Origin of the sequence: Sphingomonas cynarae, assembly GCF_039537815.1 — a bacterium.
Classification (GTDB): Bacteria; Pseudomonadota; Alphaproteobacteria; order Sphingomonadales; family Sphingomonadaceae; genus Sphingomonas; species Sphingomonas cynarae.
This window is the reverse complement of record NZ_BAABBF010000001.1, coordinates 545057-570677: the sequence shown is the minus strand read 5'-3', so window position 1 is coordinate 570677 and position 25621 is coordinate 545057. Positions and strand designations below refer to the sequence as shown.

Genomic DNA, 25621 nt, shown 5'->3' with positions numbered 1-25621 from the left:
CCTAGCCCGAAAATCCTGCCGCCCCGTTAACCGGGGATCAGACCGGCAACCCCTGAAGCAATCGCGGCAACTGGCCGCTTTCCCCGCGTGCCTCCGCCATGAAGCGATTCTTGAGCGGCGGGATCGCGTTGACGGCGGAGATGCCGAAGCGCCGCACCGCGCTGGCCGTCCGCCCCGGCACACCGAACAATCGGGTCAGCCCATCGGTCGCGGCCGCTACCGCCAGCGTATCCAGCCCGCGCCACCGCTGATACCGCGCCAGCAGCTGCGCATCGCCGAGGTCGAGGCCGAGCCGCCGCCCCTCCACCAGCACCTCCGCCAATGCCGCCACGTCGCGCATCCCCAGGTTCAGCCCCTGTCCCGCGATCGGATGGATGCCGTGCGCGGCATCGCCGACCAGCACCAGCCGGTCCGCGGTGATCCGCGCGGCATGGTGGAACCCCAGCGGATAGCTGGCGCGCGGGCTGGGCGCGGACAGTTCGCCCAGGAACCCGCCCATCCGCGCCGATGCCTCCGCCAGGAACCCCCGGTCGGACAGCTTGACCAGCCCCGGCCCGTGTTCCGCCTTCACCGACCACACGATCGCCGACCGGTGGCCGACCGCGTCGTCGACCAGCGGCAGCAGCGCGAACGGCCCGGCGGGATAGAATATCTCGAAGGCGATATCCTCGTGCGGGCGTTCGTGGTGGAACGCGCCGACGATCGCGGCATGATCGTAGGACCAGCGCGCCACGTTGATCCCCGCCCCCTCGCGCGTCGGCGAATTCCGCCCCTCGGCCGCGACCAGCAACGGCGCGCGCAGCGTGCTGCCGTCGTCCAGCGTCGCGGTCACGCCGTGCGGGCCGCGTTCCACCGTGGTCGCGCGGGTCTTCATCCGCAGGTCGATCGCGGGCGAGGCGGTGGCGGCGTCGAACAGCGCCCGGCGCAGCAGCTTGTTCTCGTACATCGTGCCCAGCGCGCCGTCGTCGGCATCGGGCACGAAATCGAGCTTGCCGGGTTCCAGCCCGTCGCTGACCCGGATCTGCCGGATCGCGCAGCCCTGCCCCGCCAGCGCCGGCGCGATCCCGATCGCCTCCAGCATCCGCCCACTCGCACTCGCGATCGCGGAGGCGCGGCCGTCGAAGCCGGGGGCGAGCGTGACCGCCGGATCGGCTGGGTCGACGACCGCCGCGGTCAGGCCGGAGGCGGCCAGCGCCAGCGCCAGCGTCGAGCCGACGAGTCCGCCGCCGAGGATGATGACATCGTTGTCCATGCGTCCGTCCTACTCCCCCGGCGGCGGGCTGCCAATGTTCCCGGAAACTTGACGGGATGAACGCAAAGGCCGATGATTCCGCCCCTCAATCCGGATCATATTTCTAAGGAATCAGGGCGATGGCCAGCCAGGCGCAGCCGGCGTTGTGGCGCGAGACGGTGAAGGCCGGTGCGGTGCGCAGCGGCGCGTTGATCGCCGCCGTCGCGATCGGGGTGGTCACGCTGGCGCTGGCGCTGGCGCTGGCCAGTTATCATCCCGGCGATCCCGCCATCAACACCGCCGCCGGGCAGGGCGCGGCCAACCTGCTGGGGCTGCCCGGCGCGTGGATCGCGGACCTGTTGCTGTCGCTGTTCGGCCCCGTCGTCGCCGCGCTGCTGCCGGTCGGCCCGATCGTCGCCTCCCGCCTGTGGCGCGATGTGCCGCCAGGCCGCTGGGGCCGGATGCTGCGCGGCGCGACGCTGGGCGTGGCGCTGATGGCCAGCGCGCTCGCCTTCATCTCGACCTCGGCGGTGCTGGCGCTGCCGGCGGGCTGGGGCGGGATCGTCGGCATCGCGGTGGCGGGGGCGACCGACTGGGCGCTGGCCTTTACCGGCGAGCCGCTGGTGATGCTGTGGGGCGCCCGCGCGGTCGGGCTGGTCGCGGGGGTGGCGGGCGTCGTCATCTGGGCGCGCAGTCTGGAGATCGACCTGTCGGAGCATCGCTGGCGCCTGCGCCGCCCGCGCCGCGCGGTCATGGCCGGCGACGATGCCGACGCCGCTTACGCCGACGATCCCTATGCCGGCGACGTTGCCGAACCGGATGCCGATCCCGAGCCCCTCGACCTGAAACGCCGCGCGCTGCCCCGCCCGGACGAGGACGCCGCCCCCCGCCCCGCGCCGGTGATCGCCGATCGCCCGGCCGCGCCCACCCTCGCCTCCGCCCCGCCCAAGCGCCAGCAACCGACCGACCGGCCCGACAATTACGTGCTGCCGGGGCTCGACCTGCTCGTCCCCGCGCCCCCCTCCGCCGGCAACGTGATCGACAAGGCGGGGCTGGAGCGCAACGCCCGCCTGCTCGAAAACGTCCTCGACGATTTCCACGTCAAGGGCTCGATCATCGAGGTGCGGCCCGGCCCGGTCGTGACGATGTACGAACTGGAACCGGCGCCCGGCATCAAGGCCAGCCGCGTCATCGCGCTGGCGGACGACATCGCGCGCAACATGTCGGCGATCTCGGCGCGCGTGGCGGTGATCCCCGGCCGCAACGTCATCGGCATCGAACTGCCCAATGCCCGCCGCGAGACCGTGTCGTTCCACGAGATGGTCGGCAGCCAGGCGTTCGAGGATCAGGCCGCGCAGCTTCCGATCATCCTCGGCAAGAACATCGCCGGCGATCCCGTCATCACCGATCTCGCGCCGATGCCGCACCTGCTGGTCGCGGGCACCACCGGCTCGGGCAAGTCGGTGGGGTTGAACTGCATGATCCTGTCGCTGCTCTACCGGCTCACGCCGAACCAGTGCCGCATGATCATGATCGATCCCAAGATGCTCGAACTCATCATGTACGACGACATCCCCCATCTCCTCTCGCCGGTGGTCACCGATCCGGCCAAGGCGGTGCGCGCCCTCAAATGGGCGGTGGAGACGATGGAAGACCGCTATCGCCAGATGTCCTCGGTCGGTGTGCGCAACCTGGCGGGCTTCAACGACAAGGTCCGCGCCGCCAAGGCGAAGGGCCAGCCGTTGGGGCGCAAGGTGCAGACCGGCTACAACGCCGATACCGGCGCGCCGATCTACGAGGAGGAGAAGCTCGACTATGATCCGCTGCCCCAGATCGTGGTGGTGGTCGACGAGCTGGCCGACCTGATGATGACCGCGGGCAAGGAGGTGGAATTCCTGATCCAGCGTTTGGCGCAAAAGGCGCGCGCGGCGGGCATCCACCTCATCATGGCGACGCAGCGGCCCTCGGTCGACGTCATCACCGGCGTCATCAAGGCGAACCTGCCGACCCGGATCAGCTTCCACGTCACCAGCAAGATCGATTCGCGCACCATCCTGGGCGAACAGGGCGCCGAACAGCTGCTGGGGCGCGGCGACATGCTGTACATGCCCGGCGGCAAGGGCATCGTCCGCGTCCACGGCCCCTTCATGAGCGACGACGAGGTGCGCGCGGTCGCGGATCACTGGCGCGGTCAGGGGCTGCCCGACTACATCTCCTCCGTCACCGAGGAACCGGCGGAAAGCTTCGCGCTGGAAGGCGCGCCTACGGGTGAGGATTCGGCGGAGGAGCAGCAATATCGCGCCGCGATCCAGCTGGTGTGCGAATCGCAGAAGGCGTCGACCAGCTGGCTCCAGCGCCAGCTCCGCATCGGCTACAACTCCGCCGCCCGCCTGATCGAGAAGATGGAGAAGGACGGCATCGTCGGCCGCCCCGACCATGTCGGCCGCCGCGAGGTACTGCGCGACACCGAGGGCCACGCGATCTGAGGCGGGGCGGGCGGGGTGATGCGGATCGGCCCACCGCTGATCCCGCCGCCCTCACCGGTCGGATATGATTCATCCGATCCCCGCCGATGCCGCCCGCCATCACAACCCGAACCGGCCGGCGCCGGAACGTCTGAAAGTGGCGGAGAGCGGACGTTGCCTCAGACGCCTCTCGCGTCCCACCTCTCCCGTATCTCCTTGTCAGTCTCTGTGAGCGCCTCGTTTCCTTCGGTGCTGTCGCAGTCGGAAGCGAAGTAGACGATGCCAAGCGCGGCTCGCTGGCTATCGTAGCTTCCGACTTGCTTCATCAGTTCGACGCCTTGCTCCCAGACGAGCGGCGCGTCGTCGATCAAGGCATTAGCAGCGTGCAGAACGGGAGCCTTGAGCGGGTGATCGGGGCCAGCCGCCCACTCGGACAGAAGCTCTCGTAACCGCTCCTGCGAAACAGTGCGCGGATATGGTGGTCGGCATAGCTCATCCAAAACACAGAAGGCGGCATTAAGGGAGATTGCCCATCCTTGGCAGATGAGCTTCGAGGCGGACGCATCTTTATACGGGAAGCAACCGTCAAAGGAGGCTTCGAAAGGTTTTTCAGCGTCAGGGTCGAAAAGGATCATCTGTGCAAGGTCGCATCGATCACGAATGTCCGCAATTGGGCGACAGCAGAAGGGCCGCTCTCGGGGAGGTGGTCGGCGATAGCCGACCTTGCGTGGCGCGGCGGCCCTTCCCGATCGAAAACCCGAAGTGAGAACGTCAGACCGACTCGACCCTATTCAGGCGCGGTAATAGGCGGGCGGGGCACAGGCGAACACGCTGGCGTCTGCGCACGAAATCCGGTCGCCATCCCGCACCCCGACTACGCCCCCGAAAAGGGCAAGGGACCATGCCGCCGCGTCGCGGGTTCACGACGGGTTCAAGCCGGTGCCGCGAGATGGGCGGCAGCAAGGAGTATGCATGGTGTTCCGCTCGATCGTTCCATTAGCCCCCCTCGCCCTGATCGCCGCCGCGCCCGCCGCGGTGCCCGCCGCCGCGCAGGCATCGGACCTCGCCACCGTGCAGCGCCATCTGCAGGGCATCACCACGATGACCGCGGATTTCACCCAGGCCGACCGCAACGGCAAGGTGCTGACCGGCACGCTGACCTGGAAACAGCCCGGCAACATCCGCTTCCAGTATGAAAAGGGCGTGCCGCTGCTGATCGTCGCGGAGGGCGGCGCGCTCACCTTCGTCGATTATTCGGTGCGGCAGGTGCAGCGCTGGCCGATCCGCAACTCGCCGCTCGGCGTGCTGCTCGATCCCAAACGCGACATCGCCGGCTTCGCGAAGATGGTGCCGGGCGACGGCCGGCTCGTCTCGGTGGAGGCGCGCGATCCCAAGCATCCCGAATACGGCGTCATCACCCTGGTCTTCGCGCGCAACCCCGCCGCGCCGGCGGGGTTGAGCCTGCAGGGCTGGGTCGCGCTCGACAGCCAGAACAACCGCACCACGATTCGCCTGTCCAACCAGCGCTACGGCGCGCCGGTCGCCGCCAATGCGTTCCGCTGGACCGACCCGCGCCGCACCGCGCGCAACTGATTCGCAGCAGCGATACTCGGTTGGTCGCGAAAGCCGGGCGACAAAGGGTGTTTCTGCTGACCATTCATCTGGCTGACAGGTTTGCGCCGCTAATGCCGGTTTCGCGGATGTGGGGCGCCCGGGATTTCCCCCCTGTTGCCCGGGGTTCGACCCATATCCCGCCTGCGTGACGAACGCTGAGTCGGCCCTCGTTCCATGCCCCCGGAGCGAGGGCCTTTTCGTGTCCGGCCACCGGCCGCTGTCCTACAGCCGCCGGTTCTGCCAGACCGGGCGCGATGACCCCGCCCGCCGCCCCGTGCCGCCCTGTGCCGCTTTCGCGTGGGGGGCTGTAGGATGCGACGTTCGTGACTTTCCACCGTGACTTTCCGCCGATGACTTTCCGGGCGGGCGCTGCGGCATTATGGACCGGCACGTGAAGATCGTATCCTGGAACATCAACTCGGTCCGTTTCCGGATCGAGATCGTCGAACGCTTCCTGCGGGATGTGCAGCCGGATATCCTGTGCCTGCAGGAAACCAAGGTCGTGGATCAGGATTTCCCCCGCGCCGCGTTCAGGGCGCTGGGGTATGACTGGATCATCGTCCACGGCCAGCGGATGCATCACGGCGTCGCGATCGTGTCGCGCGTGCCGCTGGAGGCGGACGACCGGCTGGACTGGCAGGCGAATCAGGAGGCGCGGCATCTGGGTGTCCGCCTGCCGGGCGGCGTCCGGCTGGAGAATGTCTATGTCCCCGCCGGCGGCGACGTGCCCGATCGGGAGGCGAACCCGAAATTCGGGCAGAAGCTCGATTTCCTCGGCCGGATGACCGATTGGTCGGCGGGCCTTGCCGGCCCCACCATCCTGACCGGCGACTTCAACATCGCGCCGCTGCCCGAGGATGTGTGGAGTCACAAGCAGCTGCTCGACGTCGTCAGCCATACGCCCGTCGAGGTGGAGACGCTGGCGGCGTTGCAGGCGGCGGGCGACTGGGTCGATCTCGGCCGCCATTTCCACCCCGCCCCCGCGCGCCTCCACACCTGGTGGAGCTACCGCGCCAAGGACTGGGCCGCCTCCGATCGCGGCCGCCGGCTCGATCATATGTGGGCGACCCGCGACGTGGCGGCGCAGGCGACCGGCCACACCGTATTCGAGGATTGCCGCAACTGGCTGAAACCGTCCGATCATATCCCGATCATGACCGAGTTCGCCTTTTGACCGATGGCCCCGGCTTGACCGATGCGCGCGCCTCGAACGACGGGCGCAGCGTGGCGCGGGCGATCGATGCGATCCGCCGCGGCTGGCCGATCGCGATCCATGCGGCCGGCGAGGATGCGCTGACCCTGCTGGCGGTGGAAACCGCCGATGCCCGCGCGCTCGATGGTTTCGCGCCCGCCGGCCGCTATCCGGTGCTGATCTCCAGCGGCCGCGCGGCGACGCTGAAACTGACCAACCAGCTCGCCGCCGCCGATCCCGACCTGCCGGTGGTGGTCGCGCCTGCGCCGTGGCTCGACTTCGATACCGCCGTCGCGCTCGCCGATCCGGCGCTCGACCTCGCAACCCCGCTGAAGGGGCCGTTCCGTACCGAGTATATCGACCGACCGGTCGCGTCGCTGGCCGCGATCCGCCTGGCGCGGATCGCGGGGCTGCTGCCCGCCTTCTTCATCGACGGCATCGATCCGGACGTGACGATCGATCCGGTCGCGATCGGCCGGCATCAGGACGCGACGGCGTTGCGCATCGCCACTCGCGCCCGCCTGCCGGTGGCGGGGGCGGAGGACGCGGAGATCGTCGCCTTCCGCGCCCCCGACAGCGGTGACGAGCATGTCGCGCTGCTGATCGGCCAGCCCGATGGCCGCCCGCCGCTCGTCCGGCTGCACAGCGAATGCCTGACCGGCGACGTGCTCGGCAGCCTGAAATGCGATTGCGGGCCGCAGCTTCAGGCCGCCATCGATGCGATCGCCGCGCATGGCTGGGGCATCCTGCTCTATCTGCGGCAGGAGGGGCGCGGCATCGGCCTCGTCAACAAGCTGCGCGCCTACCGGTTGCAGGATCAGGGGTTCGACACGGTCGACGCCAACACCCGGCTCGGCTTCGCGGTCGATGCCCGCGATTTTGGGGTGGCGGCGCGGATGCTGGCGCTGCTGGGGCAGGACCGGGTCCGGCTGCTGACCAACAACCCCGCCAAGGTCGCGGGGCTGGAGGCGGCGGGGACCATGGTGGTCGAACGCATCCCCCATCACCTACCACCCAATCCGCACAACGAACGCTATCTCGCCACCAAGCGCGACCGGACCGGGCATCAGTTGTGACCGCGACCTATGCGATCGCGCTCGGCGGCAACCGTCGCGGGCCTCACGGCGGCCCCGCCGATGCGATCCGGGCGGCACTGGCCCGGATCGGCGGCATCGTCGCCGTCTCGCCGGTCATCGCCACCGCGCCGCTCGGCCCCTCCATTCGCCGCTTCGCCAACGCCGCCGCGCTGGTGGCGAGCGACGAGCCGCCCCCCGCCCTGCTCGCCCGGCTGAAGGCGATCGAACGGGGGATGGGCCGCCGCCCCGGCCGCCGCTGGGGCGCGCGACCGATCGATCTCGATATCGTCCTCTGGTCGGGCGGCCGCTGGGGCACGCGGACGCTCGCGATCCCCCACCCCGCCTTCCGCCAGCGCCGCTTCGTCCTCGCGCCGCTCGCCCGCATCGCACCGGGGTGGCGCGATCCCGTCACCGGGCGGACGATGCGGCAGTTGCTGGGACAGGTTGACCGGCGCGTCCCTCGCCCCTAGGTGCGCGGGTCGATGGCGGGGGTCCGTAGCTCAGTCGGTAGAGCAAGCGACTTTTAATCGAGAGGTCCCGGGTTCGAGCCCCGGCGGACCCACCATCGTATGATCACCGGCGTCCTTGATCCAGTATATGAACAAGCCGTTAATCACCCCTTGAGGTGATCGCGATTTATGTCATGATCGCTGTCGGTACTCGATCCCGAGCGTCTGGCAGTGACCCATCGGGTCGTTCTCCTGCCACCTCCCCCGGATTTACCGTCGAGGCCGAACAGGGAGAACCGTGATGGGGAAGACCATTCGATACGTGATCGCCGCTGCCCTTCTGGGAACCACCCTGCCGGTATCGCAGGCCGAGGCCGCGACGCTGGTCGTCGATGTCACCGGCGCGCAGAGCTATGGCATGTTCGCCAATGACCAGAACACCGTGCAGACGTTCAACATCGGCGGGCTGTCGCGGATCACCGCCATCGCGTTCGATGTCACCATCACCGCCTTTTCACCGAGCTTCCTGTCGGAGGCGTCGGTAGCGCTTACCGGCTCGGATACCGATGGCGATGGCGTGTCCCTCAATCCCGGTCTGGATGATAGGCGGCCCGGCACGGCCCGCTATTTCGGGGCGGTAAACCTGACCGGCCTGGGGCTGGACTTCGCCGTCGGGACCGATGGTATCCTGCGGCTCGAATATTTCGAGGATTTCAACGATACCCTGGTATCGCCCGATGCGCAGTGGGTCGGCGGCACGCTGACCGTCACCTATGACGAGGTCACCGCCGCTATCCCCGAACCGGCGACCTGGATGATGATGTTCGCCGGTTTCGCGATGGTCGGCGGTGCCGCCCGCTATCGTCGTCGCACCACGCGGGTCCGTTACGCCTGACGGCATCGCTTCGGATTACGGAAACGGGGGGTCGCGGATCGAAAGGTCCGCGGCCCCCTTGCCGTCAGGCCGGTCGCCGCGCGGTATGGACCAGCGCGGCCGTGGACAACAGGATCGCCGAGACGAGGCCACCGATCGCCAGCAGGCCCCGCGGCGTCACCCGCACATCCACGGCAAGGCGCATCCGCTTGCCCATCGTGAGGGAAAGATGCGCCTGCTGAACATCCGTCGGCGGCGGCCGACCGGCGGTGGAGTGCCTGTATTTCATCCGGCATCAACGTCGGACCGGCACCGTCGTTCACCGTCCCGCGACAACGGACTGGCCCGAACCTGCGCCCGCCGCGTTGGATGACGGATGGCCGCAGCCAGCCGAGGGGAGCGAAACATGGGCGTTCAGGACGACGACGCGATCTACGGGGAGGGCCATCGTGCCGGTCGGGACGGCAACCGGCTGGCGGTGGATTGCCCCTATCTGCCGGGCGTCGACCTGGTGAAGCGGCAACGGTGGCTGAAGGGGTTCAGCGATGGCCGCCTCGATACCCCGCCCCTGCCGGACGACAGCCTGCCCACCCCGGTGCCGACCCCGCACGCCGGCTAGGGACCGCGCAGGCGGTGACGGGGCGATATCGGCATCTGCCGTTCCCCAATCCCGCCCGCGTGCCTACATGCAAGAACGAATGGATCTTCCCGCCCCCCTTGCCGCATGGTTCGCGACGCGCGGCTGGGCGCCGCGCCGGCATCAACTGGCGATGCTGGCGGAGGGCCGCGCCGGGCACCATGCGCTGCTGGTCGCCACCACCGGCGCGGGCAAGACGCTGGCGGGATTCCTGCCGACGCTGACCGAACTGATCGAGTCGCCCGTCGAGGGGCTGCACACGCTCTACGTCTCGCCGCTGAAGGCGCTGGCAGTCGACATCCAGCGCAACCTGATCGGCCCGGTCGAGGAGATGGGGCTGGATATCCGGGTCGAGACGCGGACCGGCGACACCCCCTCCGACCGCAAGGCGCGGCAACGGGTGAAGCCGCCGCACATCCTGCTGACCACCCCCGAATCGCTGTCGCTGCTGCTGTCCTATCCCGATGCCGCGACGATGTTCGCCGGCCTGCGCACGATCGTGATCGACGAGGTCCATGCCTTCGCCACCGGCAAGCGCGGCGACCTGCTGGCGCTGTCGATGGCGCGGTTGCAGCGGCTGTCGCCGACCCTGCGCCGCGTCGCGCTGTCGGCGACGGTGGCGGATCCCGACGGCTATCGCGCCTGGCTGGCGCCGGATGGCGACATCGACACCGTCCGCCTGGTGATCGGCGAGGCGGGGGCCGATCCGGTGATCGAGATATTGCTGCCCGAGGACCGGGTGCCCTGGGCGGGCCATTCCGGCCGCTATGCCGCGCAACAGGTGATGCGCGAGATCGAGGCGCATCGCACCACCATCGTCTTCTGCAACACCCGCAGCCTCGCCGAGCTGATCTTTCAGGATTTGTGGAAGGCGAACGACAAGGGACTGCCGATCGGCGTCCATCACGGCAGCCTGTCGCTGGAGGCGCGGCGCAAGGTGGAAGGCGCGATGGCGGATGGCCGGCTGCGCGCGCTGGTCGCCACCGCCAGCCTCGATCTGGGGGTCGACTGGGGCGATGTCGACTGCGTGATCCAGATGGGCGCGCCCAAGGGATCTTCGCGGCTGCTCCAGCGGATCGGCCGCGCCAACCACCGGCTGGACGAGGCGTCGCAAGCGATCCTCGTGCCCGGCAACCGCTTCGAATATCTGGAGGCGCGCGCCGCGCTGGATGCGGTGGAGGCCGGCGAACTCGACCCCGACCTGTTCCGCCCCGGCACGCTCGACGTGCTGGCGCAGCATGTGATGGCCTGCGCCTGCGCCGCGCCGTTCCGGCCGGACGCGTTGCTGGACGAAATCCGCTCCGCCCTGCCCTATTCGGCGCTGACCGACGAGGTGTTCGACCGCGTGCTCGGCTTCATCCGCGACGGCGGCTATTCCCTGCGCGCCTATGACCGGTTCCGCCGGCTGGTGGAGGAGCCGGACGGGACATGGCGCGTCGCGCATCCGAAGTTCGTCGCGCAGCACCGGCTGAACGCCGGCATCATCGTCGAATCGACCATGCTCACCGTCCGCTTCCGCAACGGCCGCAATCTGGGCAAGGTGGAGGAGGGGTTCGCCGCCACGCTGTCGCATGGCGACACCTTCTTCTTCGCCGGGCTCAGCCTGGAAGTGGAGAAGATCGATACCGAGGATCTGATCGTCCGCGCCACGTCACGCCCCGCCCGCGTGCCCAGCTACGGCGGCAGCCGGATGCCGCTGTCAACCAGCCTCGCCGACCGGGTGCGCGATTTCCTGTCGAGTTCGGCGGAATGGGGGCGCTTCCCCGCCGACGTGCGCGAGTGGCTGGAAATCCACGAGCGTCGCTCCGTCCTGCCGAAACCGGGCCAGTTGCTGGTCGAAACCTTCCCGCGCGAGGGGCGGTATTACATGGTCGCCTATGGGTTCGAGGGGTGGAACGCGCACCAGTCGCTCGGCATGTTGCTGACCCGGCGGATGGAGATGCAGGGGCTGCGACCGCTGGGGTTCGTCGCCAACGACTATGCGATCGCGTGTTTCGGGCTGGAGCCGATCACCGATCCCGCCGCACTGTTTTCCGCCGATATTCTCGAACATGAATTCGTCGAATGGGTGCAGCAGTCGCACCTGCTGAAACGCGCGTTCCGCGAGGTCGCGGTGATCGGTGGCCTCGTCGACCGCCAGCATCCCGGCAAGCGCAAGACCGGGCGGCAGGTCACCTTCTCCACCGATCTGATCTACGACGTGCTGCGCAAATACGAACCGACGCATCTGCTGTTGCAGGCGGCGTGGGACGATGCCCGCGCGCGGATGACCGATGTCGGGCGGCTGGCGCATCTGCTCGACCGGGCGGGCGGCACGATGCTGCACGTCGCGCTCGACCGGGTGTCGCCGCTGGCGGTGCCCGTGCTGGTCCTGATCGGGCGCGAGAGGGTGTCGACCCACGCCAGCGACGATGCGCTGCTGGTCGAGGCGGAGGTGCTGGCGGCCGAGGCCATGCGGGTGGATTGAGGGCCGCGATGACCCGACCTCCCCCGTCCGATCCCCCCGGCGCACGGCTGGCCACGCGCTTGGCATTTCTGGTCGCCGGCTTCGTGATGGCGTGCTGGGCGCCGATGGTACCGTTCGCCAAGGCGCGCGCGGGCATCGACGACGCGACGCTCGGCCTGTTGCTGCTCAACCTGGGCATCGGTTCGGTGGTGGCGATGCCGGTTACCGGCGCGCTGGCGGCACGGCGGGGCAGCCGGCCGATGATCCTGGGCGGCGGCACCCTGCTGGCGCTGCTGCTGCCGGCGCTGGCGGTCGCGGACGGCGTGGCGACGCTGGCGGTCGCGCTGTTCGGATTCGGCGCGGCGCTGGGCACGATCGACGTGGCGATGAACGTCCACGCGGTCGAGGTGGAACGGCGCGCCGCCCGGCCGCTGATGTCGGGATTCCATGCGCTGTTCAGCATCGGCGGCTTTGCCGGCGCGGGCGGGATGACCGCGTTGCTGGCGGCCGGGCTGTCGCCCTTTGCCGGCACGATGGTCGCCACCGGGGTGGCGCTGACCGCACTGGCGGTCGCCGCGCCCCGCCTGCTGGCGGCACGGGGCGATCCGACTCCGCTGGCATGGCCACATGGTGTCGTGCTGCTGCTCGCCCTGCTCGCCGCGACGACCTTTCTGGTCGAGGGCGCGATCCTCGACTGGGGGGCGCTGCTCGTCACCGGCATGGGTCTGGTTGGGCTGGCACAGGGCGGGCTCGGCTACATGATCTTCGCGATCGCGATGACGGTGGGGCGGCTGGCGGGGGACCGGGCGGTGCGCCGGCTGGGCGCGGCCCGCATCCTGTTCGGCGGCGGTATCCTTACCGCGTCGGGGTTCGTGCTGCTGCTCGCAGGACCGTCAACGATCGCGATGGCGGGGTTCGCCGCGATCGGGCTCGGCGCGTCGAACATCGTGCCGGTGCTGTTCAGCGCCGCCGGGCGGCAACGGACGATGCCGCCCCCGATCGCCATCGCCGCCGTCACCACCCTCGGTTACGCCGGCATCCTCGCCGGCCCGGCGGGGATCGGGCTGGTGGCACAGCGGATCGGCCTGCCGGGCGCGTTCTGGATACTGGCCGGCCTGATGATCCTCGTCGCGCTGGCGGCACGGCGCGTGGCACGGGTCTGACCCGCCCGCGCCGCCAGCCCGGCGTCAGGCCGGTTCGCCCCGCCGCGCAAAGCTGTGGCGACGGCCATAGGCGACGTAGAAGACCAGCCCGATCGCGTTCCAGATGCAGAACCGGAACAGCGTCGTGCCCGGCAGGCTATAGAGCAGGTACAGGCAGCCCAGGATCGCCAGCGTGCCGACCACATAGGGCGCCGGGCAGCGGAACAGCCGCCGTGCATCGGGCGCGGTACGGCGCAGGACCATCAGGCACGCGCCCACCGCGATGAACGCGATCAGCGTGCCGGCATTGGCCAGTTCGGCGATCTCGTCGAGCCGGAAGAAACCCGCCACCGCCGCGATCGAGATGCCGGTCAGTACCGTGATCCGGGTCGGCGCGCCGGTCCGCTTGCTGACGGTCGCCAGTTGCTGCGGCAACAGGCCGTCGCGCGCCATCACGAAGAAGATGCGGCTTTGCCCGTACATCATCACGAGGATGACCGACGGCAGTGCGACCACCGCGGCCAGCGCGATCAGATAGGCCGCCTTGGGCTGGTTCAGCGACCGCAGCACCAGCGCCAGCGGCTCGGGCGAATTAGCCAGTTGCTGGAACGGCACCGCACCGATCGCCGCCACCGCGACCGCCATGTAGATCACCGTGCACACCAGCATCGATCCGACGATCCCGATCGTCAGGTCGCGGCCGGGCCGCTTGGCCTCCTCTGCCGAGGTCGCCACCGCATCGAAGCCATAAAAGGCGAAGAACACGATCGCCGCCGCCGCCATCACCCCGCGCTTGGTGCCGCCCTGCTCCACGCTGGCGAAGCCATAGGGCATGAAGGGGTGGAGGTTGTCCGCATCGAACGCCGGCATCGCGAAGACGACGAAGACGGTCAGCGCCACCAGCTTGATGATGACCAGCACGATGTTCAGCGTCGCGCTTTCACGCGTGCCCGCCACCAGCATCCCCATCACCGCCAGCGCGACCAGCACCGCGGGCAGGTTGATGATCCCGCCGGCGTGCGGCCCCACCAGCAGCGCCTGTGGCAGGACGATGCCCGCCGCCTGTATCCAGCCGACCAGATAGCCCGACCAGCCGACCGCTACCGTCGAGCAGGCCAGCGAATATTCCAGGATCAGGCTCCATCCCACCACCCAGGCGATCGCCTCGCCCAGCGCGGTATAGGTGAAGGTATAGGCACTGCCGGCGGCCGGGATCATCGTCGCCAGCTCGGCATAGGCCAGCGCGGCGCAGGCGCACACCGCCCCCGCGATCGCGAAGGCCAGGATCACCGCCGGCCCCGCCCGCTCCGCCCCGACCCCGGTCAGCGTATAGATGCCCGTCCCCACGATCGCGCCCACCCCCAGCGCGATCAGGTGCGGCCAGCCCAGCGTCTTGGCCAGCGTCTGGCCCGGCGGCGCATGTGCCCCCAGTTGCTTGCGCGGTCCGATGATCGACATGTCCTGTCCCCTGTTGTTGCGTGTCCCGCGCGCTGCGGCGCCACGGGCATAGCCGCTATGTCTGCCGCAATCGACGCCGATGGCAATCGCCTCCGCCGTTTTCGCTGTCTGCCGATGTGGCCGGATCGGCCGTCCCGCCCCGCCATCCGCCCCCGCTGCCGCAACCGGCTTGCCAGCGGCGGCCCTGCGGGCGATGGCGGGCAACCGATATCACGACGGGAGCCCGACGATGCGAATGCTGAGCCTGACCGCCGCGGGCGGGGCGATCGCCCTTGCCGCCGCGGTCCTTGCCGCCGGACCGAGAGATGCATCCGGTACCGCCCCGACCGCGGGCGGCAGCTCGAAGATCGGGGTCAACGTCGCGCCCGTAAACTACTGGCAGAACGAACCGACCTTCGCCAATCAGGCGATGAGCGTTGGCTGGCTCGACAACTGGAAACAGATTCCGAGCGATCGGGTGCGGCCGGACGGGATGCCGAAATCGGTGGAGCCGGGACATACGCTGAACGCGATCCTGATCCCCCCCGCGTCCGTCTACACCGGCGGCAAGACCGCGACGCGCTGCACGTGGAAGGGTACGGGGTCGCTGAGCGCCGGCGGCGAGCTGGCATCGGCACCGTTTCCCGGCGATCACAAGCTCGATTTCTCATGGAAAGCGGGCAAGCCGCCCCGCGTCTGGCTGGAACTGAAATCGTCGAGCGCGGCCGATCCGGTCCGCGATCTCGACTGCCGGTTGCGCACCGACGCACCCGACGCGGTCTTCACGACGCAGCTGATCGATTACCTGAAGCCCTTCGGCGTGCTGCGCTTCCTCGACTGGTCGAGCGCCAACGGCAATCCCGCCGCCGTGACCTGGGCGACGCGTGGCCAGCCCCGTGGCGTATCGGTCGGCGGCAGCGACGGGATCGCACTGGAATACCAGATCGGGCTGACCAATGCCGTCGGCGCGAGCCCGTGGTTCACCGTACCGCTGAACGCCGACGCCGATTACCAGCAGCGCATGGCGCAGATGGTCCACGATCAGGTGCCCGCCGGCCGGCCGGTCTATGTGGAACTGTCGAACGAGGTGTGGAACTACCAGTTCGGGCAGGCGCATCAGTCGCAGAAGGAAGGCGTGGCGGCGAACCTGTCCGAAAACGCGTTCCAGGCCGCGCAATATCGTTATGCGCAGCGGATCATCGACCTGATGGCGGTCTGGTCGAAGGTCTATGCGGATCGTCCGCGCGACCTGGTCCGCGTCGTCGCGACGCAGGCGGGCAATCCGTGGGTGGGCGAAATCCTGATGGACTGGAACGGCGGCAAGCTGCGCGGCAGTGTCGATGCCATCGCCATCGCACCCTATTTCTCGATCGATCTGGCGACCGGCGGTACCGGGGCGGGACCACAGGTCGAGCGGCTGGCGACGGCGGCACATTCGATCATCGCCAAGGAAGCGACCGCCTATGCCGCGCTCGCCAAGCGCACCGGCAAGCGCCTGATCGCGTATGAAGGAGGCCAGCACCTCGTCGATCCGGAGCGGATCGATCTGGTCAAGGCGATCAACCGCGATCCGCGCATGGCGGCGATCTATGCCGATTACCTGAAGGAATGGGGGGCGGTCAGCGGCGGCGATCTGTTCGCGCTCTACGCCGCGACCGGTCCGATCACCCGCTATGGCGCATGGGGTCTGCGTGAATATGCCGGTCAGTCGCTGGAAGAGACGCCCAAGCTGCGCGGGGTGATCGAGGCCCGGGGCGGCAGATAGGCAGGCCCTTCACCCGATAGAGGCCGCCATTGCCGATCGCGCATCATCGCCCTAGTCGGGGGCAATGAACGGCAGGAACCCTGACGCAGCGATGCACCCGCGCGAATTCGTCGCCTTCGTCGCGGCGCTGATGGCGGTCAACGCGCTGGGGGTGGACCTGATGCTGCCCGCGCTGGCGGATATCGGCCACCAGTTGAACATCGCCACCGCCAATCACCGGCAGTGGATCATCACCGCCTATATGCTCGGGTTCGGGGCGGGGCAGCTGGTCTATGGTCCGCTGGCCGACCGGTTCGGGCGGCGGCCGATCCTGTTCGTCACACTGGCGGGGTTCGTCGCGGCCAGCATCTTCGCGGCGGGATCGCAGACCTTCGTCGCGCTGCTCGGCGCGCGGGTGCTGCAGGGACTGATGTCGGCGTCCACCCGCGTGCTGGCGGTGGCGATCGTGCGCGACCGCTTCGCCGGCCGGCAGATGGCGCGGACGCTGTCGGTGGCGCAGATGATCTTCTTCCTCGTCCCGATTATGGCACCGGGGCTGGGGCAGTTGCTGCTCGGCATCGGGCCGTGGCGGTTCATCTTCTACGCGCTGGCGGGGTTCGCCGCATTCGTGCTGGTGTGGGCGGCGACACGACTGGATGAGACGCTGCCGGTGGAGCGCCGGTCGCCGCTGTCGTTCGCGTCGCTGGGCCGTGCGTACCGGCTGACGCTGACCAACCGGTTCTCGGCGGGGTACGCGCTGGCGGCGGCGCTGACGTTCGGCGGGATCATCGCCTTCGTCTCGTCCGCGCAGCAGATCTTCGTCGACGAATTCGGCGCGGGCGAGCGGTTCACGCTGCTGTTCGCGCTCTGCGCCTTTTCGATGGGATGCGCGTCGTTCGCCAACAGCCGGCTGGTCGAACGGCTCGGCACCCGTCTGATCTCGCAAGCCGCAGTGCTGGGGCTGATCGCGCTGTCGGTCGTGCATCTGGGGGTGATCGGCAGCGGTCATGAGACGCTGGTCACCTACATGATCTTCCAGGCGCTCAGCATGACCTGCATCGGGCTGTGCGGATCGAACTTCGGGGCGATGGCGATGGAGCCGGTGGGGCACATTGCGGGGACCGCCTCGTCGATCCAGGGCTTCATCACCAGCGTCGGCGCGGTCGCGGTGGGATCGCTGATCGGGCAGTCGTACGATGGCACGACCTGGCCGCTGGCGATCGGTTATCTGTGCATCGGCCTCGCCGTGCTCGCGGTGGTGATGGTGGTCGAGGGTGGCCGCCTGTTCCGCCCCCTTCACGCCGCCTGAGGCACGGGGGCGATCATGGCGGACAAGAGCTGGGGCGCATCCCCCTCACCTCCCTTCCGGATCAGGAGCAACGACAGTCCGGCCGACCGGGCGGCCGCCCGCGCTGCCGCGCGCGAGGCGCGGGGCGGTGACCGCGACGCGGCGATGGCCGCCCGGATGGAGGAACGCGCCGCCCGCCGCGAGGAGGAAACGAAAGCGCGCGAGGCTGCTCGCGAACAGCGCAGGCTGGACGAGGAACGGCAGGCCGCCGCCGATCCGCACGGCGCAGCCGCCCGTCGTCATCGTGGATCGGGTCGCAAGGACGTGGTGCGCGAACAGCGCGACACGCGCGGCTACACTACCGTCGTCGACGCCGACCGCATCCGCGCGCTGGCGAAGCGGGGTGCCTCGATCACGGGGCTTGCCGGCGCGTTCGGGGTGCCGGTGGAGACGATCGAGGATGTGCTGCGCGAGGGGGATCATGAATGAGGATGCAGCGAAGCAATCCGGCGTCCGGATTGCTTCGCTGCGCTGGCAAGGACGAAGGGACCGGTGGTCAGTCGACCCCTTGCTTGCGCGCCCCGACGATCATGCGGCGGGCGATTTCCCGTACCCCCTCGTCGTCCTTGGTCCCGTCGGTGGCGGGATCGCCGAGATGATCGAGACTGGCTTCCATGAAATCGAGCAGCCCCGGATGGCGCGCCTCGACATATTCCATCAGCTTGAACAGCAGGTGCTCGCTGGCGATCTCGCGCTGGCGGGCCTGAACGGCGGTGTCGTCGGTCATCATCGTCTCCATGGGTCGGGCAGTGGGATCGGTCGTGGACCGGCGTTCAGAGCATCGGCATCCCGCCCGTCACCGGGATCAGCGCACCGGTGATGTAGCTGCCCTCGTCGGAGGCGAGCAGGACATAGGCAGGGGCGAGTTCGGCGGGCTGGCCGGCGCGGCCGAGCGGGGTGTTGCTGCCCAGCGTCTCCAGTTCGTCCGACGGTTTCGCGATCGGCTGGATCGGCGTCCACACCGGCCCCGGCGCGACGCAATTGACGCGGATGCCCTGCGGCGCGAGCAGGTTGGACAGGCCGATCGTCAGGCTGGCGATCGCGCCCTTGGTCGTCGAATAGACGATCATGTTCTCGGTCGCGACCTTCGCCTGCACGCTGGTGGAGTTCACGATCGATCCGCCCGGCTTCATGTGCGGCACCGCCGCCTTGGCCAGCCGCACCATCGCATAGACGTTAGCGGCGAACGCGCCCTGCATCTCGTCGTCGTCGATATCGGCGAGGTCTTCATTGATCGTCTGCGCGGCGGCGTTGTTGACGAGGATGTCGATCCCGCCGAGTTCGGCCACCATCCGCTCGACCAGCGCGGCGCAATGATCGCGGTCGCGGATGTCGCCGGGCAACTGGATGCAGCGACGGCCCGCCTTTTCCACCCAGTCGCGGGTCTCGTCGGCATCGGCCTGTTCCTCGGCGAGGTAGGAGATCGCGACGTCGGCGCCCTCGCGGGCATAGGCGATCGCGACCGCGCGGCCGATCCCCGAATCGCCGCCGGTGACCAGTGCCACCCTTCCGGCGAGCAGGCCCTTGCCGACATAGCTGTCCTCGCCATGATCGGGCTTGGTCCGCATCGTGGTTTCCAGCCCGGGGCGGGGCTGTTGCGGCTCGTCCGGGAAACTGGTCGGCTGGCTGGTGCGGGGATCGCGCATGGGTTTCCTGTCTGTCGTTGTCAGCCGCATCAACGACTTGGGTGCAAGATCGCTCCGGCAGCACGGCCGGGACGGCTAGGCATCGCCCATCGTGTGATCTAGCATCACAGCATCCGGCCATGCTCGCCGGATGGAGGCCCCATGGCAGACGACCGCAACCCCCAACGCTCGTTCGACGTGAAGCTGAGCCTGATCCTGATGGTGATCGTCGCGATCTGCTTCCTCGGCTACCGCGTCAGCCATGGCGGGCCGCGTCCGGACGAGGTGCCCTGCGCGCCCGGTCAGGCCAATCTGACCGACTGCAACGAGGCGATGGCGGCGGACGAAGAGGGCGACGAGCAGAAGGGGCGCGAGCGCGAACTGGAAGGCTCGCCCGTAAAATAGTGGCGAGCCGTGCCGGAAATGGTCCTGATGATCGCGATTATGACTACCGGATCGTAACAATTCATGTCCATATTGCATTGCAGCATCATGAGGGATGGCAATGACGGATATGCTGGCGACATTCTGGTACGAGGCAGGAGCGGGTATCCTGTTGGTCGGGATGCTGGCGCTGGTCGGGCTGGTTCGGGTCGGCCGGCGGCTTTGACCCTGTACCGCCCGTCGCGACAGCGATGGTGCGGAACGGCGGCTGATGCGTTGAGCGTATCCAGCTAGGAGAGTGACATGCCCGACCCGACCGATCCCCGATCCGATTTCGACGCGCCCCGCCCCGCCGGCTCGGGTCCGGAGGGCTTCGGCGACCTGCCGATCCAGCCGACCGGGTCAGGCGTCGCGGACCTTGAAATCGCCTATGAGCAAATGCGGCTTGGCGAGGACGATGATCGTCCGGTCGACCCCGATGTGGCGATCCCGACCGAAGATACGAGCGACGCCGCCGACAGCGCCGCGCACCCGAGCTGAACCATGGCGGAGATCGTCATCAGCCCCAGCGGCCCCGGCGCGATCGAGGCGGGCCTCATGATCGACGAAACCGGCACACGGTTCGTGGTCCTGACCTTCAAGGAACCGGAGGGGGACCCGGTGATCGTCACCTTCACCATCCCGATCTTTCAGGGATTGGCCGCGCATCTGGGCACCGTCGCCGAGGCGGCGCTGGACGAGGCCAATTGGCAGGTGACACGGTAAGGTCGGGTTAGTTCGCGACGCCGTCATTGCCGGCACAGACGGGATGACATCGGCCTAACCCATCCCGTCGGTGCGAGCGTAGCGAAGCAAGCCAAGGCGTCCCGCACCGGGCTCTGGATTGCTTCGCTGCGCTCGCAACGACGGTGGGGCAGGCTTTACGTCATCATATCCGGATCATACGCTGACGGGACAATCCGGGGGCTGCTGGTGCGACACCCCGGATTGCTCCTCGGCGGTGGTCAACCGATCTGCTTGTCCTGCGCGCCGCTGTCCGGGCGGGCGGGGCCGAGGATCGGTTCCTCGCCCAGTGGCTTGTTCTGGAACACCGTGAACTCACCGCGCCCGTCGATCGACGGGCCGCTCGTCCAGCGGCCGTCCGGCACCGACCCGTCCACCGCTGTCGCGTAGAAGTTATAGTTGTTGGCCTGATCCTCCTCGCTCTGCGGGAAGGAATTGGGGACCGGCAGGTTGGCGGACGGGCCACCCAGTTCCTCCAGCACCGCCAGCCATTGCTGCTGGTGCATCGTGTCGCGCGCGATCATGTAGTGGAGCATCTTCTTCATGCCCTCGTCCTCGGCGGCATTGAACAACCGCACCGCCAGCACACGGCCGGTGCTTTCCGCCGCGACGTTGCAGTACATGTCGGCGGCCACGTTGCCGCTGGCATAGATGTGGCTCATGTTGAACGGCACACCATCCGAATCCATCGGCATCGCCGCGAGGCCGCCCGACAGCAGGTTCTTGTGGATCATGCCCTCGATCGCGTGCCGGCCATTGCCGCCACCCATCACCGCCCCGACGATACCGTCGGCCGCGCCCTCTTCCTGCAACGAGGCAGGGGCCTTGTCGAGATTGAGCGCGACCGCGGTCGCCAGCATCTCGATATGGCCGATCTCCTCGGTCGCGGTGTGGAGCAGCATGTCGCGATATTTGGTGGTCGGCGCGCGATTGCCCCATGCCTGGAAGAAATACTGCATGCAGACGCGGATCTCGCCCTCGACCCCGCCGATCGCCTGTTGCAGCATCCGCGCGAACCGCGGATCGGGCTTGTCGACGGTGACCGGATACTGGAGCCGCTTGTCATGATAGTACATGGAATTTCTCCGTCTGGATGGTTCGATGACAGGACGGGAAACTCGTGAATCGTCGCAAAGTCGTTGCCGATCCGGACCGAAAACGGCTTTTTCACAATAACTTGGATCAAATTCAGGCTATGCCATGACCCCGCCGACGCTGACCTCCGCCCGGTTGATCCTGACCCCGCCCGTGGCCGGGGATCATGCCGACATGGTGTCGTTATGGGCCGATCCGGCAGTGTACGAGGCGATCGTCGGCCGCATCTTCACGCCCGAAGAGGTGTGGCACCGGCTGCTGCGCTATATCGGTCACTGGCAGCACTGCGGCTACGGCCACTGGACGGTGCGCGAGGCGGGCAGCGGCCGGTATCTGGGCTCGGTCGGGATCATGGACTCGCGGCGGGAGACGGTGCCGGACTTCACCGGGACGCCGGAGGTCGGCTGGGCATTCCTCGGTCACGCCCACGGCCATGGCTATGCCGCGGAGGCATTGGCGGCGCTGTTCGGCTGGGCGGATGCGCGGCTGCCGCGCACGGTATGCATCATCGATCCTGCCAATATCGCGTCGCTGCGGTTGGCGGCACGGGTCGGGTACACCATCTATGCCGAGGGCAGCTATCGCGACCGCCCTACCCGTTTCCTCGAACGCATGGGGGGGCTCGCGTCCCAAGGCGGCGAGGCGTAAGGGAAACACTTACCGAAGTCGCTGCATCGGCCCCTTTGCGTGGGTCGCGGAGTTCGAGTCGAATGTCCTGGTGGGAAAAGATCGCGCTGGTCGTCGGCATGGTCGTGTTCATGGAATGCTTCGCCTGGGCGGCGCATAAATACGTCATGCACGGCTGGGGCTGGGGCTGGCACCGGTCGCACCACGAGCCGCATGAGGGCTGGTTCGAGAAGAACGACCTGTATGCGATCGTCTTCGCGATCGTGCCGATCGTGATGTTCGTCGTCGGGCTGTGGTGGGAACCGCTGTGGTGGATGGCGCTGGGCATCACCGTCTATGGCGGCATCTACGCCTTCGTCCACGATCTGCTGGTCCATCAGCGCGGCGGGTTCCGCTGGGTGCCCAAGCGCGGCTATTTCAAGCGACTGCTTCAGGCGCACCGGCTGCATCACGCGGTGGAAGGCAAGGACGGCACCGTCAGCCACGGCTTCCTGTTCGCGCGCAGCCCCGCCGCGCTGAAGGCACAGTTGCGCGGGCGCATCGATCCACGCCGGGCGGCCCCGGCTACCCCGGTAGCGCAAACGGCACCCGACCGGTGAACGCCGCCCGCCAGACCCGGATCGGCCTGACGCTGGCGGGTGCGATCGTCGCCGCATGGCTGGCGATCCATGTCACCGGCATCTTCTTCTGGCAGTGGAGTCTCGCGACGCTGCCGGTCGCGATCGTGATGATCGGCGTGCAGACGTGGCTCAGCACCGGGCTGTTCATCGTCGCGCACGATGCGATGCACGGCGCGCTCGCCCCCGGCCGGCCACGGCTGAACCGCGCGGTGGGTGCCTTCTGCCTCGCGCTTTATGCCGGGCTATCCTATGCGACGTTGCTGCCGCGCCATCACGACCATCATCGCCATGCCGGCACCAGCCTGCTCGACCCCGACTATCACGGCGGCGACCCGCGGCTGGTCGCGTGGTTCGGGCAGTTCTTCCGGACCTATTATTCGCATGGCCAGATCGTGCGCATCACGCTGGCCGCGCTGGTCTATACGCTGGTGCTGGGTGCGCCGCTGGGCAACATCGTGTTCTTCTGGGCGGTGCCGGCGTTGGGCGCGGTGGCGCAGCTGTTCGTGTTCGGCACCTGGCTGCCGCACCGCGATGGCGACACGCCCTTTCCCGACCGGCATCGGGCGCGCAGCAACGTCGCGTCGCCGCTGGTATCGCTGCTGACGTGCTTCCACTTCGGCGGCTATCATCACGAACATCACCTCCATCCCGGCACGCCGTGGTGGGGCCTGCCCGCGCGGCGCCGGGCGATCGCCGATGGTCAGGAGAAGCCGGCATGATTCTCGCCATCACCCTGTCCGCTTTGGCGATGACGGTGATCGTCGGCGTACGGTACCTGATCGTGTCGGGCGCGTTCGCGTTCGCCACCCGCCGCCGGCATCCCGGCCTCTATACCGGGCTGGACCCCCAGATGCGGCGCGAGATCGTCTGGAGCCTCGCCTCCGCCGCGATCTACGGCATCCCCGCCGGGATCGTGGCTTGGGGATGGCAGCATCATGGCTGGACGCAGGTATACGAGAATATCGGCGACCGCCCCCTGTGGTGGGCGCCGGTATCGGTGCTGCTGTACCTGCTGCTCCACGATACCTGGTTCTACTGGACGCATCGCTGGATGCACCGGCCCGAACCGTTCCGCATCGCCCATGCCCTGCACCATGCCAGCCGGCCGCCGACGGCGTGGGCGGCGATGGCGTTCCACCCAATCGAGGCGCTGACCGGCGCTGTGGTAATTCCGCTACTGGTATTCGTGATTCCGATCCCCGTCGCCGGCCTTGCATTGGTCTTAACCATCATGACGGTTATGGGAGTGACCAACCACATGGGGTGGGAGATTTTCCCACGGTTCATGTGGCGCGGTGCATTGGGTGGATGGCTGATTACCGCCAGCCATCATCAACGTCATCACGAACTCTACGGGTGCAATTATGGCCTTTACTTCCGCCACTGGGATCGCCTGTGCGGCACCGACCGGGGCATCGGCGATTTCGCCCGCGATCATGCCCGCGCTGCGAAGCGCGCGCTGGCTGCTGCTCCTGCCGCTGGCGGCGGTGTTGACGGGCGGGGCGGTACCAGTCGCCCGGCTTGACGTCTCGGTCGCGAAGATCCGGTCGGACAAGGGGCTCCTGCGGGTCTGCCTGACTGCCGATCCCGACAATTTCCCCGGTTGCGTCGACGATGTCCGCGCCGTCACCCGCTCGGTGCCGGCCGGTACGCGTACGGTGTCGTTCGCGGGCCTGCCGCGTGGCGGTTATGCCGTGGCGGTGATCCATGACGAGAACAGCAACAACCGGCTGGACACCTTCGCCGGCATCCCGCGCGAGGGTTTCGGCTTCTCGCGCAATCCGGCGATCCGGTTCGGACCGCCGCGCTTCGCCGCCGCCCGCTTCATGCTGGACAGTGATGCCGAAGCGCAACAGGTGCAGATGCGTTACATCTTCTGACCTGCCCACCGCGGACCTAATGCCATCGGCTGGCGTTACGCGGCCGTAATCTTCCAGGAGTTCGCGTCTTGCGCATCGTCATTCTTCCCCTGACCGTCGCGGCGGCAGCGGTCGCTTTCGCGACCCCCGCCCTCGCCCAGGACGCTGCTCCGTCTGCGGTTCCCACCGGGATCGAGGAACAGATGGCCGGTGACTCGATCACGGTCGGTGTCGCTGCTGCCTATATCACCGACTATGAAGGCTCGAATGATTATCGCTTCACGCCGGCACCCGGTGTGCTGGCGACGATCAAGGGCTATACCTTCACGCTGCTCGGCAACCGTGCCTCGGTCGACCTGATCCGCGACAATCCGGGTCCGACCTGGGACTTGCAGGCGGGGCCGATCGGATTGGTCAACTTCAACCGCAACAGCAACAAGAGCATCGACGACCGCCGTATCCGCGCGCTTGGCGAACTGGACACCTCGATCGAGCTGGGCGGCTTCGTCGGCATCGGCAAGACCGGCGTCATCACCAGCCCGTACGACAAGCTGTCGGTCACGGTCAGCTATCGCCACGACGTCAGCAACGTGCACGACAGCGCGATCTGGCAGCCGACGATCAATTATTTTACCCCGCTCAGCCGCAAGGCGGCCGTCGGCCTGTTTGCCTCGGCGGAGCGGGCCGGGCGCGGCTATGCCCGCACCTATTTCTCGGTCGACGGTGCGCAAAGCCTCGCCAGCGGCCTGCCCGTCTACAATGCGCGCGACGGGTGGAAGAACTGGTCGCTGGGCGTGATCGGCACCTATGCGCTGACCGGTGACCTGCTGAAGGGGTGGAAGGCGATCGGCGGCGTCGTCTATCGCGGGATGATGAACGACTTCAAGGACAGCCCGGTGACATCCATCGCCGGATCGAAGAGCCAGTGGGCCAGCGCGCTGGGGATCGGCTACACGTTCTGATCCCCGCCCCT

At 68.2% G+C, this 25621-nt stretch carries 26 protein-coding genes, 1 tRNA gene and 1 pseudogene; 22 read left to right on the top strand and 6 right to left on the bottom strand.

Annotation, left to right across the window (positions count from 1 at the left end; all coding sequences use genetic code 11):
- Positions 1-37: 37 nt before the first annotated feature.
- Positions 38-1252 (bottom strand): UbiH/UbiF/VisC/COQ6 family ubiquinone biosynthesis hydroxylase, encoded by a 1215-nt coding sequence (locus ABD719_RS02625; protein WP_344691803.1) that lies wholly within the window; start codon positions 1250-1252, stop codon positions 38-40.
- 119 nt (positions 1253-1371) lie between these two features.
- Here ABD719_RS02625 and ABD719_RS02620 point away from each other — a divergent pair, with 119 nt between their 5' ends.
- Entirely contained in the window at positions 1372-3717 is a 2346-nt protein-coding gene (locus ABD719_RS02620; RefSeq protein ID WP_344691802.1) for a DNA translocase FtsK, read from the top strand.
- A 158-nt stretch (positions 3718-3875) separates the two neighbouring features.
- Here ABD719_RS02620 and ABD719_RS02615 read toward each other — a convergent pair whose 3' ends face one another.
- Positions 3876-4331 carry a hypothetical protein gene (locus ABD719_RS02615; RefSeq protein ID WP_344691801.1) on the bottom strand — a complete coding sequence of 152 codons (456 nt, stop codon included), beginning with the start codon at positions 4329-4331 and terminating at the stop codon, positions 3876-3878.
- A gap of 337 nt (positions 4332-4668) precedes the next feature.
- Here ABD719_RS02615 and ABD719_RS02610 point away from each other — a divergent pair, with 337 nt between their 5' ends.
- The 9 genes and pseudogenes from ABD719_RS02610 to ABD719_RS02570 all read left to right on the top strand — a co-directional run bounded on the left by ABD719_RS02610 (position 4669) and on the right by ABD719_RS02570 (position 13147).
- Positions 4669-5289: a LolA family protein gene (locus ABD719_RS02610; RefSeq protein WP_344691800.1), complete on the top strand. Its 621-nt coding sequence runs from the start codon at positions 4669-4671 to the stop codon at positions 5287-5289.
- A 400-nt stretch (positions 5290-5689) separates the two neighbouring features.
- Positions 5690-6484, top strand: a complete 795-nt coding sequence (locus ABD719_RS02605; RefSeq protein WP_344691799.1) for an exodeoxyribonuclease III — start codon at positions 5690-5692, stop codon at positions 6482-6484.
- A 14-nt stretch (positions 6485-6498) separates the two neighbouring features.
- Complete coding sequence (ribA, locus tag ABD719_RS02600; RefSeq protein WP_344691798.1) at positions 6499-7578, top strand: GTP cyclohydrolase II; 1080 nt, start codon at positions 6499-6501, stop codon at positions 7576-7578.
- Positions 7575-8048 carry a 2-amino-4-hydroxy-6-hydroxymethyldihydropteridine diphosphokinase gene (gene folK / locus ABD719_RS02595; protein ID WP_344691797.1) on the top strand — a complete coding sequence of 158 codons (474 nt, stop codon included), beginning with the start codon at positions 7575-7577 and terminating at the stop codon, positions 8046-8048. The genes ribA and folK overlap by 4 nt, the downstream gene beginning before the upstream one ends.
- Positions 8049-8067: 19 nt before the next feature.
- Positions 8068-8143 (top strand) — tRNA-Lys (locus ABD719_RS02590).
- A 671-nt stretch (positions 8144-8814) separates the two neighbouring features.
- Positions 8815-8922 (top strand): annotated as a pseudogene (locus ABD719_RS18665) (PEPxxWA-CTERM sorting domain-containing protein); the annotation flags it as partial.
- A gap of 385 nt (positions 8923-9307) precedes the next feature.
- On the top strand, positions 9308-9520 hold the full coding sequence (locus ABD719_RS02580) for a hypothetical protein (RefSeq protein ID WP_344691795.1): 213 nt from the start codon (positions 9308-9310) through the stop codon (positions 9518-9520).
- Between the two features lie 79 nt (positions 9521-9599).
- Complete coding sequence (locus tag ABD719_RS02575) at positions 9600-12005, top strand: ligase-associated DNA damage response DEXH box helicase (RefSeq protein ID WP_344691794.1); 2406 nt, start codon at positions 9600-9602, stop codon at positions 12003-12005.
- A gap of 8 nt (positions 12006-12013) precedes the next feature.
- A complete protein-coding gene (locus tag ABD719_RS02570; protein WP_344691793.1) occupies positions 12014-13147 on the top strand; it encodes an MFS transporter in 1134 nt (377 codons plus the stop codon).
- 24 nt (positions 13148-13171) lie between these two features.
- Here ABD719_RS02570 and ABD719_RS02565 read toward each other — a convergent pair whose 3' ends face one another.
- Entirely contained in the window at positions 13172-14584 is a 1413-nt protein-coding gene (locus ABD719_RS02565; protein ID WP_344691792.1) for an amino acid permease, read from the bottom strand.
- Between the two features lie 229 nt (positions 14585-14813).
- On the opposite strand from ABD719_RS02565, the gene ABD719_RS02560 reads away from it, so the two are divergent.
- From ABD719_RS02560 to ABD719_RS02550, 3 genes are all read left to right on the top strand, one after another.
- Positions 14814-16328 (top strand): hypothetical protein, encoded by a 1515-nt coding sequence (locus ABD719_RS02560; protein WP_344691791.1) that lies wholly within the window; start codon positions 14814-14816, stop codon positions 16326-16328.
- Positions 16329-16419: 91 nt separating this feature from the next.
- Positions 16420-17616, top strand: coding sequence for a multidrug effflux MFS transporter (locus ABD719_RS02555; RefSeq protein WP_344691790.1), 1197 nt, complete (start codon positions 16420-16422; stop codon positions 17614-17616).
- 15 nt (positions 17617-17631) lie between these two features.
- The gene (locus ABD719_RS02550) at positions 17632-18084 is read left to right on the top strand and encodes a hypothetical protein (protein WP_344691789.1); all 453 of its coding nucleotides are present in this window, start codon (positions 17632-17634) and stop codon (positions 18082-18084) included.
- Positions 18085-18151: 67 nt separating this feature from the next.
- Here the strand turns inward: ABD719_RS02550 and ABD719_RS02545 are convergent, their stop codons facing one another.
- Both ABD719_RS02545 and ABD719_RS02540 read right to left on the bottom strand, forming a co-directional pair.
- The gene (locus ABD719_RS02545; RefSeq protein WP_344691788.1) at positions 18152-18382 is read right to left on the bottom strand and encodes a hypothetical protein; all 231 of its coding nucleotides are present in this window, start codon (positions 18380-18382) and stop codon (positions 18152-18154) included.
- A 46-nt stretch (positions 18383-18428) separates the two neighbouring features.
- Positions 18429-19301 (bottom strand): SDR family oxidoreductase, encoded by an 873-nt coding sequence (locus ABD719_RS02540; protein ID WP_344691787.1) that lies wholly within the window; start codon positions 19299-19301, stop codon positions 18429-18431.
- Positions 19302-19442: 141 nt separating this feature from the next.
- Between ABD719_RS02540 and ABD719_RS02535 the strand changes: the two genes are divergently transcribed.
- The 3 genes from ABD719_RS02535 to ABD719_RS02525 all read left to right on the top strand — a co-directional run bounded on the left by ABD719_RS02535 (position 19443) and on the right by ABD719_RS02525 (position 20429).
- Positions 19443-19685 (top strand): hypothetical protein, encoded by a 243-nt coding sequence (locus tag ABD719_RS02535; RefSeq protein WP_344691786.1) that lies wholly within the window; start codon positions 19443-19445, stop codon positions 19683-19685.
- Between the two features lie 282 nt (positions 19686-19967).
- Positions 19968-20204 (top strand): hypothetical protein, encoded by a 237-nt coding sequence (locus ABD719_RS02530; protein WP_344691785.1) that lies wholly within the window; start codon positions 19968-19970, stop codon positions 20202-20204.
- A 3-nt stretch (positions 20205-20207) separates the two neighbouring features.
- A complete protein-coding gene (locus ABD719_RS02525) occupies positions 20208-20429 on the top strand; it encodes a hypothetical protein (protein WP_192125728.1) in 222 nt (73 codons plus the stop codon).
- 239 nt (positions 20430-20668) lie between these two features.
- On the opposite strand, the gene ABD719_RS02520 is transcribed toward ABD719_RS02525, so the two are convergent.
- Positions 20669-21523 carry a manganese catalase family protein gene (locus ABD719_RS02520; RefSeq protein ID WP_344691783.1) on the bottom strand — a complete coding sequence of 285 codons (855 nt, stop codon included), beginning with the start codon at positions 21521-21523 and terminating at the stop codon, positions 20669-20671.
- A 124-nt stretch (positions 21524-21647) separates the two neighbouring features.
- Here ABD719_RS02520 and ABD719_RS02515 point away from each other — a divergent pair, with 124 nt between their 5' ends.
- The 6 genes from ABD719_RS02515 (at position 21648) to ABD719_RS02490 (ending at position 25610) form a co-directional block, all read left to right on the top strand.
- The gene (locus ABD719_RS02515; protein WP_344691782.1) at positions 21648-22190 is read left to right on the top strand and encodes a GNAT family N-acetyltransferase; all 543 of its coding nucleotides are present in this window, start codon (positions 21648-21650) and stop codon (positions 22188-22190) included.
- A gap of 62 nt (positions 22191-22252) precedes the next feature.
- The gene (locus ABD719_RS02510; RefSeq protein ID WP_344691781.1) at positions 22253-22768 is read left to right on the top strand and encodes a sterol desaturase family protein; all 516 of its coding nucleotides are present in this window, start codon (positions 22253-22255) and stop codon (positions 22766-22768) included.
- On the top strand, positions 22765-23508 hold the full coding sequence (locus tag ABD719_RS02505) for a fatty acid desaturase (RefSeq protein WP_344691780.1): 744 nt from the start codon (positions 22765-22767) through the stop codon (positions 23506-23508). The genes ABD719_RS02510 and ABD719_RS02505 overlap by 4 nt, the downstream gene beginning before the upstream one ends.
- Positions 23505-24314, top strand: coding sequence for a sterol desaturase family protein (locus ABD719_RS02500; protein ID WP_344691779.1), 810 nt, complete (start codon positions 23505-23507; stop codon positions 24312-24314). The genes ABD719_RS02505 and ABD719_RS02500 overlap by 4 nt, the downstream gene beginning before the upstream one ends.
- Positions 24226-24669 (top strand): DUF2141 domain-containing protein, encoded by a 444-nt coding sequence (locus ABD719_RS02495; RefSeq protein ID WP_344691778.1) that lies wholly within the window; start codon positions 24226-24228, stop codon positions 24667-24669. The genes ABD719_RS02500 and ABD719_RS02495 overlap by 89 nt, the downstream gene beginning before the upstream one ends.
- A 68-nt stretch (positions 24670-24737) precedes the next feature.
- On the top strand, positions 24738-25610 hold the full coding sequence (locus ABD719_RS02490; protein WP_344691777.1) for a MipA/OmpV family protein: 873 nt from the start codon (positions 24738-24740) through the stop codon (positions 25608-25610).
- Positions 25611-25621 lie beyond the last annotated feature (11 nt).

What these genes read in the sequence shown, in the direction of transcription:
- ABD719_RS02625 (WP_344691803.1), bottom strand. Translation starts at nt 1,252, where the DNA reads ATGGACAACGATGTCATCATCCTCGGCGGCGGACTCGTCGGCTCGACG.
- ABD719_RS02620 (WP_344691802.1), top strand. Translation starts at nt 1,372, where the DNA reads ATGGCCAGCCAGGCGCAGCCGGCGTTGTGGCGCGAGACGGTGAAGGCC.
- ABD719_RS02615 (WP_344691801.1), bottom strand. Translation starts at nt 4,331, where the DNA reads ATGATCCTTTTCGACCCTGACGCTGAAAAACCTTTCGAAGCCTCCTTT.
- ABD719_RS02610 (WP_344691800.1), top strand. Translation starts at nt 4,669, where the DNA reads ATGGTGTTCCGCTCGATCGTTCCATTAGCCCCCCTCGCCCTGATCGCC.
- ABD719_RS02605 (WP_344691799.1), top strand. Translation starts at nt 5,690, where the DNA reads ATGGACCGGCACGTGAAGATCGTATCCTGGAACATCAACTCGGTCCGT.
- ABD719_RS02580 (WP_344691795.1), top strand. Translation starts at nt 9,308, where the DNA reads ATGGGCGTTCAGGACGACGACGCGATCTACGGGGAGGGCCATCGTGCC.
- ABD719_RS02575 (WP_344691794.1), top strand. Translation starts at nt 9,600, where the DNA reads ATGGATCTTCCCGCCCCCCTTGCCGCATGGTTCGCGACGCGCGGCTGG.
- ABD719_RS02570 (WP_344691793.1), top strand. Translation starts at nt 12,014, where the DNA reads ATGACCCGACCTCCCCCGTCCGATCCCCCCGGCGCACGGCTGGCCACG.
- ABD719_RS02565 (WP_344691792.1), bottom strand. Translation starts at nt 14,584, where the DNA reads ATGTCGATCATCGGACCGCGCAAGCAACTGGGGGCACATGCGCCGCCG.
- ABD719_RS02560 (WP_344691791.1), top strand. Translation starts at nt 14,814, where the DNA reads ATGCGAATGCTGAGCCTGACCGCCGCGGGCGGGGCGATCGCCCTTGCC.
- ABD719_RS02555 (WP_344691790.1), top strand. Translation starts at nt 16,420, where the DNA reads ATGCACCCGCGCGAATTCGTCGCCTTCGTCGCGGCGCTGATGGCGGTC.
- ABD719_RS02550 (WP_344691789.1), top strand. Translation starts at nt 17,632, where the DNA reads ATGGCGGACAAGAGCTGGGGCGCATCCCCCTCACCTCCCTTCCGGATC.
- ABD719_RS02545 (WP_344691788.1), bottom strand. Translation starts at nt 18,382, where the DNA reads ATGACCGACGACACCGCCGTTCAGGCCCGCCAGCGCGAGATCGCCAGC.
- ABD719_RS02540 (WP_344691787.1), bottom strand. Translation starts at nt 19,301, where the DNA reads ATGCGCGATCCCCGCACCAGCCAGCCGACCAGTTTCCCGGACGAGCCG.
- ABD719_RS02535 (WP_344691786.1), top strand. Translation starts at nt 19,443, where the DNA reads ATGGCAGACGACCGCAACCCCCAACGCTCGTTCGACGTGAAGCTGAGC.
- ABD719_RS02530 (WP_344691785.1), top strand. Translation starts at nt 19,968, where the DNA reads ATGCCCGACCCGACCGATCCCCGATCCGATTTCGACGCGCCCCGCCCC.
- ABD719_RS02525 (WP_192125728.1), top strand. Translation starts at nt 20,208, where the DNA reads ATGGCGGAGATCGTCATCAGCCCCAGCGGCCCCGGCGCGATCGAGGCG.
- ABD719_RS02520 (WP_344691783.1), bottom strand. Translation starts at nt 21,523, where the DNA reads ATGTACTATCATGACAAGCGGCTCCAGTATCCGGTCACCGTCGACAAG.
- ABD719_RS02515 (WP_344691782.1), top strand. Translation starts at nt 21,648, where the DNA reads ATGACCCCGCCGACGCTGACCTCCGCCCGGTTGATCCTGACCCCGCCC.
- ABD719_RS02510 (WP_344691781.1), top strand. Translation starts at nt 22,253, where the DNA reads ATGTCCTGGTGGGAAAAGATCGCGCTGGTCGTCGGCATGGTCGTGTTC.
- ABD719_RS02500 (WP_344691779.1), top strand. Translation starts at nt 23,505, where the DNA reads ATGATTCTCGCCATCACCCTGTCCGCTTTGGCGATGACGGTGATCGTC.
- ABD719_RS02495 (WP_344691778.1), top strand. Translation starts at nt 24,226, where the DNA reads ATGCCCGCGCTGCGAAGCGCGCGCTGGCTGCTGCTCCTGCCGCTGGCG.